This window comes from Rhizobacter sp. (assembly GCF_031412075.1).
In the GTDB taxonomy this organism is placed as follows: Bacteria; Pseudomonadota; Gammaproteobacteria; order Burkholderiales; family Burkholderiaceae_C; genus Rhizobacter.
Genome location: NZ_JANOCG010000455.1, coordinates 1 through 8,447, shown reverse-complemented (window position 1 = coordinate 8,447; position 8,447 = coordinate 1). Strand labels below are relative to the sequence as shown.

The following is an 8,447-nucleotide window of genomic DNA, read 5'->3' as shown; positions in this document are numbered from 1 at the left end:
TTCCGAAGCCGGCGGTGGCTACACCTGGGCCGTGAACAGCCGGCTCAACCAGCTCACCACCTGGTCGAACGACCCGGTGAGCGACACACCGGCCGAGTGGTTCTTGCTGCAAGACCGCAAGACGCTCGAGGTGTGGAGCGTGGCGCCCTCGGCCTGGGGCGACGAGCGCTTGAGCTACCGCGTCTCGCACGGCCAGGGTTACAGCGTCATCCGCCACCGGCGTGGTGACGTGGACGTGACGGCCTCGTGGTGTGTCGACGCGCAGACCTCGGTCAAGCAGGTGCGCCTGCACATCGTCAACCGCGGCCACCGCACACTGCAGCTGCGCGCGGTGGGCATCGCCGAATGGATGATGGGCGCCAGCCGCGCCGACCGCCTCACGGTCAACACGGCGCTCTATCGCCAGCGCCTGCCCGACCAGAAACTCACCGCCCTGTTCGCCACCCAGCTCGACCACTCGGCGGGTTATGGGAACGGCACCGCTTTCCTGGGGCTGGCCAGCGACACCGACAAAAACGACGAGGGCGAAGACTGGAGCTGCGACCGCCGCGAATGTTTTGACGCGCGAGGCCGGCTGGTGCTGCCCGACCACTTCGGCAAACAGCAGGGCCAGGGACTCGACCCATGCGCCGCCTTGTCGAGCCGCATCACGCTGGACGCCGGCGAATCGGTGGAGCGGGTGTTCCTGATCGGCTACGCCGCCAACCCCGACGCCGCTCGCCAGCTCGCCACCCTGGCCGCCGCCACACCTGCCGTGCGCCGCATCGAGCAGGTGCGCGAGCGCTGGGACGCGCTGCTCGGCGCCACCACGGTGAAAACACCCGACCCCTTGTTCGATGCGATGGTCAACCGCTGGTTGCTCTATCAGACCGTGACCTGCCGGTTGTGGGCCAAGGCCGGCTTCTATCAAGCGGGCGGCGCCACCGGCTACCGCGATCAGCTGCAAGACTCGATGGCGCTGGCCTGGGCTGCACCGCATATGCTGCGCGAGCAGATCGTGCTGGCGGCCTCGCGCCAGTTTGCCGAAGGCGACGTGCAGCACTGGTGGCACGCCCCGACCGGCGCCGGTGTGCGGACGCATTTTTCGGACGACCTGCTGTGGCTGCCGCATGCCTGCGCGCACTACCTGCACAGCACCGGCGACCACTCGCTGCTCGATGAGCGGGTGCCGTTTCTCGAAGGCGCCACCATCCCCGAAGGCGCCGAAGACGCGTATTACGTGCCGACCGTCAGCACACAAGACGCGTCGGTGTACGAACACGCCTCGCGCGCCATCGACCACAGCCTGCGGGTGGGCGCCAACGGCCTGCCCCTGATGGGCACAGGCGACTGGAACGACGGCATGAACCGCGTGGGCCACGAAGGCCAGGGCGAGTCGGTGTGGCTGGGCTGGTTCTTGTGCCAGCTGGTCGATGACTTCGCGCCGATCGCGCGCAGCCGCGGCGACGAGCCGCGCGCCAAGCGCTGGGAAGACGCCGCGCAGGGCTGGCGCCACGCGCTCAATGGCCCGGCGTGGGACGGCCAGTGGTTCAAGCGCGCCTTCTTCGACGACGGCACGCCACTCGGTTCACACGTCAACACCGAAGGGCGCATCGACCTGATCGCACAAGCCTGGAGCGTGCTCGCCAAAAGCATCCCGCCCGCTTTGCCACGCATGGCCATGGCCGCAGTCGAGCGGCACTTGGTCGACCACGACGCCGGCTTGATCAAGCTGCTCCACCCACCCCTGGCGCAAGCCAGCCCGAGCGCCGGCTACATCCAGGCCTTCCCGCCGGGGGTGCGCGAAAACGGTGGCCAGTATTCGCACGCCGGCGTGTGGGCGCTGATGGCTCTGGCCGAACTCACCACGACACACACCAACTCGGCCGAAGTTTGCGACCTGGTGTACCGCTACTTCACCTACCTCAACCCCGCGCACCGATCGAGTCACCCGACGCGCGGCCCGGCGTATGGCATCGAGCCGTATGTGATGGCCGGTGACGTCTACACCCATGCACCGTATGTGGGGCGCGGTGGCTGGAGCTGGTACACCGGCGCGGCCGCGTGGCTGCACCGCGCGGCCATCGGTTCGATCTTCGGCTTGCGCCAGGGGGCTTATGCATTGAGCTTCGAACCCTGCCTGCCCTCGCACTGGCCCGAGGCCGAGCTGACGCTCAAGCGCAACGGGCTGACCCTGCGCTTCATCCTGACCCGTGCCACCTTCAACGCCACCGCGCCGGCCGGCGCACGCCTGTTGCACCCCGGTGAGCTGGTGGCATGGCGCGAGCTGGAGGCCGACACCTGCTTCGTGATTGCGCTGCCCACAGTGCCGTGCGGCGTCGTCCTACACACGCAGGAGCTAGGCGCCGATGGTTGAGACGGGGGCGAATTCATACAGTGCACTCAACGAATCGCTGTCATCCAGGAACTCTCCATGGCCACCAACCAAGAACAAATCAAGGTGAAACAACTGTCGATTGCCGACCATGCGCCGATGGCGCTCGACGAAGCGGCCCTCGACGCCGCACGCCGCAGCCTGGACCAAGGTGCGATGACGCCGAGCTACGGCCCCTGGCGAGCCGACATCATCAAGCTGCTCAATGACTCACTGGCCACCGAGCTGGTGTGCGTGTTGCGCTACAAGCGCCACCATTTCACCGCCGTGGGCCTGTCTTCGCCCAAGATCGCAGAAGAGTTCATGGTGCACGCCGGCGAAGAAGCCGCACACGCCGACCGCCTGGCGCAACGCATCGTGCAGCTGGGTGGCAAGCCCGACTTCTCGCCCGACTCGCTGACCCAGCGCAGCCATGCCGAATACGACGACTCGACCGACCTCAAGGCCATGATCCGCGCCAACCTGATCGCCGAGCGTGTAGCGATCGAGGCCTACAGCCAGATCATCAACTTGATCGGCGACAAGGACAGCACCACCCGCCGCCTGCTCGAAGACATCTTGAGCGACGAGCAGGAGCACGCCGACGAGCTGGCCGACTGGCTGGCCTGACGGTATCCCGCAACACACCAGACCGCCCCTCGGGTGGTGGGCATCGAACCACCCGGTTTCATAAAACTCTTTCCAACCCGCTAGGAGCAACACCATGATCATTCGCACCACCCTCGTCGCCGCCGCGACCGCCATCGCCCTGCTGACCACCGCTGGCTGCGCCGTCACGCGCAAACAAGAAACCGTGGGCGCCTACATCGACGACACGGCCATCACCACCGCGGTGAAGGCACGCCTGCTCGAAAACAAGGAAGTCGCCGGCACCAGCATCAGCGTCGAGACGCTGAACGGAACCGTGATGCTGTCTGGCTTTGCCAAGAACAGCACCGAAAAGGCCACCGCCGAAACGCTGACCTGGAAGGTGAATGGCGTGAAGGCCGTGAAGAACGAGATCGCGGTTCGCCCGTGATCGTTTGACTCAACCCACTTAACACAAGGAGCCAGATATGAATTGGGATCGCATTCAAGGCAACTGGAAACAAGTGACCGGCAAGGCCAAGGAGCAATGGGGCAAGCTGACCGATGACGACATCGATGTCGTCGCCGGCCGCCGCGACCAGCTCGCGGGCAAGATCCAGGAACGCTACGGCGTGGCCAAGGACGAAGCCGAAAATCAGATCGCAGCCTGGGAACGCTCGGCCACCGATGCGTGGTTCAGCAAAGACAAAACCCGCGTCTGACCTGAAAACCCGCCCCTTGAGGCCCCGCCATTCAACAGAGAATGGCGGGGCCTTTTCACATCCAACGGCCTGACCATGGACACCCCCGACAAAGCTGCACCGGCACGCCCTGCCAACGTGTCCACCCGGCTCATCGCCACACTGGCGGTGATTGCCGCGCTCTGGTGGGGCCAGCGTTTTCTGATTCCGCTCACCGCGGGCCTGATGCTCGTGATGCTGGTGACACCGCTGTCGGTGTGGCTCGAGCACTGGCTGCGCAGCCGCGTGGCGGCGACCATGATCACGCTGACGGTGGTGATGGGCACCCTCGCCGTTGGCGCGTGGGCCTTTGGCGGCCAACTCATCCGTGTGGCAGAACGGGTGCCCGAGATGATCAGCACCGGCGCGCAACAGCTCGCCGAGCGCGACCCCGGTGCCGACTCTTTGCTCAGCCGCGCGCGCGACGCGCTGCAAGAGCTCGACCGAGCGGCCGACCGCATGATGTCGTCCAAGCCGCTTCGCCCGAGCCGGCGCGCCGCGGCAGCGGCGGCCGCCGCGGCTTCGGCTGCCACGCCGAACAACAACATCACCGCTGGCGCCACCGTGGCCTTGCGGGAAACCGCGGTCACTGGCTCGGGTGCGCTGATCGGCTTTGCCAGCAACCTGGCCATCATCTTTTTCATCGCCTTTTTCGTGCTGATCGGCGGGCGGCCGCTGACCGAGCGTTTTCTCGGCCTGTGGGGCGAGCACCCCGACGCCTACGCGCGCGCCCAGGCGGCCCTGCTGGAAAGCGCGCACCAGATTCGCCTCTATGCCGGTGTGCTGCTGCTCACCAACACCTTGATCGGCCTGGCGGTCTGGATCGCCTTCCGGATTGCCGGCCTGCCCGATGCCGCGGGCTGGGGCATCGCCGCTGCGGTCTTGCACGTCATTCCCTACCTGGGCATGGCGCTCGTCACCGGTCTGGGCGCGGCGGAAGCCTTCCTCGCCCACGAAACATTGGGAGCCGCGTTCGGCATGGCCGCCTACCTGGTCGTGATGTCGACCTTCATCGGCACGGTGGTGGCGGCCTGGCTGCAAGGCCGGGCGGCCAAGATGAACCCCGCCGCCGTGTTCATTGGCCTGGTGTTCTGGGGCGCGCTGTGGGGGGTGTGGGGCCTGTTCCTCGGGCCGGCCCTGGTGGTGCTGCTCAAGGTGGTGGCCGAGCACACCAAGGGCGGCGTGCGGCTGGCCACCTTGATGCAGGGGTGAACGGCATCCAAAAGCCGTTTTCCATGGTGGGCACCATCCGCGCTTATAGTCCTCGCTGTCACCTATCGCGAGTGTTCAGACCATGACCAAAACCTCTCGAGTGGCACCCAAGAAAGTGCCAAAGCCGGCATCCAAGCGGGCTGCGACGCCGGCCAGCAAACGCGCCAAACGCTCCGCGACCAACATCGCGATCGCGACAGAGCTGGCCCCGGCTGTGGCCATTGCGCTCCTGGACAAAACCGAACAGTCCCCTGGTGATCCTGCACCCGCGCTGGATGTGCTGGCCGTGGCCGCCCTGCCTTCGGAGATCAAGGGCAACGTGCGCATGCAGCTCATGTTCGAGAACGGAGCGGTTTTGCCGGTCGAGATGAGTGCCGATGCCGGCGCTGCGCTCTCGAAGGGGCTGCAAGACGAACTGCCCAAGGGTTAGCCGCTTGAAACTCGCCACCTGGAACGTCAACTCACTCGCCGTGCGGTTGCCGCATCTGCTGGAATGGCTGGCCGCCACACAACCCGACGCGGTGTGCCTGCAAGAGACCAAACTCACCGACGACAAGTTTCCCCACGCCGAGATCGAAGCCGCCGGGTACCACGCCGAGTGGTTCGGCCAGAAGACGTACAACGGCGTCGCGCTGCTGAGCAAAACGGTTGCGAGCGATGTGGTGAAAAACATTCCCGGCTTCGATGACGAGCAAGCGCGCGTGATCACCGGCACCGTCAACGGCGTTCGGCTGATCGGCGCCTACGTGGTCAACGGCCAGGCGCTGGGCAGCGACAAGTTTGCCTACAAAATGCGCTGGCTCGACGCGCTGCGCGCCTTCGTGGCCAGCGAGCTTGCTGTGCACACGCACCTGGCGCTGCTCGGCGACTTCAACATCGCCCCTGAAGACCGTGACGTGCACGACCCTGCCGCCTGGGTCGGGCAGGTGCTGGTATCACCCGAAGAACGTTCGCACTTCGTGCAACTGCAGGCGCTCGGTCTGCACGACGCATTTCGTCTGTTCGAGCAGCCGCCCAAGACCTACAGCTGGTGGGACTACCGCATGCTCGGCTTCCAGAAGAACAAGGGCTTGCGCATCGACCACATCATGGTGAGCGATGCACTCAAGCCCCAGGTCACCGCCTGTGTGGTCGACCGCGCCATGCGCAAGAAAGAGAAGCCCAGCGATCACGCTCCGGTGATCGCTGAACTCGCTGCGCGCTGACCAAGCCGCGCAGCGCGCTTGAGATCAAGCAACGCCCGCGGAGCCGGCTCTGCCGGGCCGCCAGGCGGCGCCCCTCGGGGGCAGGAGCGAAGCGACTGGGGGGCCCTCAATCATCCAGTCCGAGTTCCTGAATCTTGCGCGTGATGGTGTTGCGCCCGATGCCCAGCTTCTGAGCGGCTTCGATGCGACGCCCACGCGTGATCTCAAGCGCGGTGTGAATCAGCTGCGCCTCGAACTTGCGGGTGAGTGTGTCCCACACCTCGGGCACGCCGGCTTGCAGCATGACGCGTGACTCGCGCTCCAGGTCCGACAGCCAGTTGGGGCTGACCGCGAGCGCGATCTCGGTTGCCGGTTGGGGCGTCAGCGGCATCGGTGCGGCCCATGCCACCGCTGGTACGGCGGGGATGGAGGGCAGCGACTCGGCACTCTCGATCGACACCGGAACGGCCGGCGCTGCCGCAACCCGCGCAGCAGGTGCATCGCCCAGCAGTTCGGGTGGCAGATCCTTGGGCTCGATCACCTGGGCGGGAGCCATCACCGTGAGCCAATGGCAGATGTTTTCGAGCTGGCGCACGTTGCCCGGGAAGTCGAACTGCATCAGCCGCGACAAGGCTGCATCGGTGATGCGCTTGGCTTCGACGCCCAGCTCCTTGGCGCTTTTTTGCAGGAAGAAGCGCGCGAGTGACGGCACGTCTTCTCGCCGCTCGCGCAAGGCGGGCAGGCGCAGGCGGATCACGTTGAGGCGGTGGAACAAGTCTTCGCGGAAGGCGCCGAGCTTGACGCGTTCTTCGAGGTTTTGATGGGTCGCGGCAATCACCCGCACATTGCTGCGCAGCGGGTTGTGACCACCCACGCGGTAGAACTGGCCATCGCTCAGCACACGCAACAAACGCGTCTGCAAGTCGAAGGGCATGTCGCCGATTTCGTCGAGGAAGAGCGTGCCGCCGTCCGCCTGCTCGAAGCGGCCACGGCGGGTGGTCTGCGCGCCGGTGAACGCCCCGCGCTCATGGCCGAAAAGTTCGGATTCGAGCAGGTCTTTCGGGATGGCGGCGGTGTTGATCGCCACGAACGGCCCGTTGGCACGCGGGCTGTGCTTGTGCAGCGCGTGGGCCACCAGCTCCTTGCCCGAGCCCGACTCGCCAGTGATCAACACCGTGACGATGCTCTGACTCAAGCGGCCGATGGCGCGAAACACGTCTTGCATGGCCGGCGCCTGGCCGAGCATCTCGGGCATTTGCGCGATGCGCTCGTCACGCACCTCCTCGCGCATGCTCTCTTCGAGCGCACGGCGGATCAGCTCCACCGCCTTGGGCACGTCGAACGGCTTGGGCAGGTATTCGAACGCGCCGCCCTGGAACGCGCTGACGGCGCTGTCGAGGTCGGAGTAGGCCGTCATGATGATGACCGGCAGGCCGGGAGCACGCTCCTTGACCTTGGTCAGCAGCTCGATGCCCGAGCCACCCGGCATGCGGATGTCCGAGACCAGCACCTGCGGCAAGTCATCTTCGAGCGCAGCCAGCACGTCGCGTGGGTTGGTGAAGCTGCGGACTGCCAAGTCCTCGCGCGCCAGAGCCTTCTCCAACACAAATCGGATGGATTGGTCGTCGTCAACGATCCAGATGGGTTTCATGCCCTGCCTGTGGTTGGGGCCGCTGACGAGAACTTTTGATTCAGGGCAGCGGTATCACGATCTTGAAGAGTGTCTGGCCCGGCTCACTCACGCATTCAATCACGCCCTGGTGTTGCTGCACGAAAGTTTGCGCCAATGTGAGCCCCAAGCCCGACCCACCATCGCGCCCCGATACCAGCGGGTAAAAAATGCGATCACGGATCGACTCGGGGACGCCCGGGCCGTTGTCTTCAATATGCAATTCCAGTGCCAGTCGATAGCGCTGCTTGCCCAGCGTGACCTGGCGCGCGATGCGTGTGCGCAGCGTGATGCTGGCGTCGCCCTGCTGAATGCGCTCGGCCAGGGCCTGCGCCGCGTTGTGGGCGATGTTGAGCACGGCCTGGATCAGCTGCTCGCGGTCGCCGCGAAAGTCGGGAATGGAGATGTCGTAGTCGCGCCGCACCGCAAGGCCGCGCGGGAATTCGGCCAGGATCAGCGAGCGCACCCGCTCACACACCTCGTGGATGTTGACGTCGCTCACCACGTGCGGCTTGCGGTGGGGCGCCAGCAAGCGGTCGACCAGCGCCTGCAGGCGGTCGGCCTCCTGGATGATGACCTGGGTGTATTCGGTCAAAGCCCGCGACTCGACTTCCATCTCGAGCAGCTGCGCCGCGCCGCGGATGCCTCCCAGCGGGTTCTTGATCTCGTGCGCCAGATTGCGGATCAGCTCCTTGTTGGCC

The 8,447-nt window shown here is 65.8% G+C and carries 9 protein-coding genes; 7 read left to right on the top strand and 2 right to left on the bottom strand.

Annotated features, from left to right (window positions below):
* The 7 genes from RMO40_RS17310 to xth all read left to right on the top strand — a co-directional run.
* Positions 1–2,356 (top strand): glycoside hydrolase family 94 protein (locus tag RMO40_RS17310; RefSeq protein WP_489660184.1); only part of this gene is annotated, 2,356 nt, incomplete at its 5' end.
* 57 nt (positions 2,357–2,413) lie between these two features.
* Positions 2,414–2,983 carry a ferritin-like domain-containing protein gene (locus RMO40_RS17305; protein ID WP_489660183.1) on the top strand — a complete coding sequence of 190 codons (570 nt, stop codon included), beginning with the start codon at positions 2,414–2,416 and terminating at the stop codon, positions 2,981–2,983.
* Between the two features lie 94 nt (positions 2,984–3,077).
* Positions 3,078–3,392, top strand: a complete 315-nt coding sequence (locus RMO40_RS17300; RefSeq protein WP_309724110.1) for a BON domain-containing protein — start codon at positions 3,078–3,080, stop codon at positions 3,390–3,392.
* 37 nt (positions 3,393–3,429) lie between these two features.
* On the top strand, positions 3,430–3,663 hold the full coding sequence (locus RMO40_RS17295; protein WP_309724109.1) for a CsbD family protein: 234 nt from the start codon (positions 3,430–3,432) through the stop codon (positions 3,661–3,663).
* 75 nt (positions 3,664–3,738) lie between these two features.
* Positions 3,739–4,893 carry an AI-2E family transporter gene (locus tag RMO40_RS17290; RefSeq protein WP_309724107.1) on the top strand — a complete coding sequence of 385 codons (1,155 nt, stop codon included), beginning with the start codon at positions 3,739–3,741 and terminating at the stop codon, positions 4,891–4,893.
* Between the two features lie 82 nt (positions 4,894–4,975).
* Positions 4,976–5,323 (top strand): hypothetical protein, encoded by a 348-nt coding sequence (locus tag RMO40_RS17285; protein ID WP_309724105.1) that lies wholly within the window; start codon positions 4,976–4,978, stop codon positions 5,321–5,323.
* 4 nt (positions 5,324–5,327) lie between these two features.
* Positions 5,328–6,098 (top strand): exodeoxyribonuclease III, encoded by a 771-nt coding sequence (xth, locus tag RMO40_RS17280; RefSeq protein ID WP_309724104.1) that lies wholly within the window; start codon positions 5,328–5,330, stop codon positions 6,096–6,098.
* Between the two features lie 106 nt (positions 6,099–6,204).
* Here xth and ntrC read toward each other — a convergent pair whose 3' ends face one another.
* A complete protein-coding gene (gene ntrC, locus RMO40_RS17275) occupies positions 6,205–7,728 on the bottom strand; it encodes a nitrogen regulation protein NR(I) (RefSeq protein ID WP_309724103.1) in 1,524 nt (507 codons plus the stop codon).
* 40 nt (positions 7,729–7,768) lie between these two features.
* On the bottom strand, positions 7,769–8,447 hold a 679-nt coding region (gene glnL / locus RMO40_RS17270; RefSeq protein WP_309724101.1), incomplete at its 5' end, for a nitrogen regulation protein NR(II).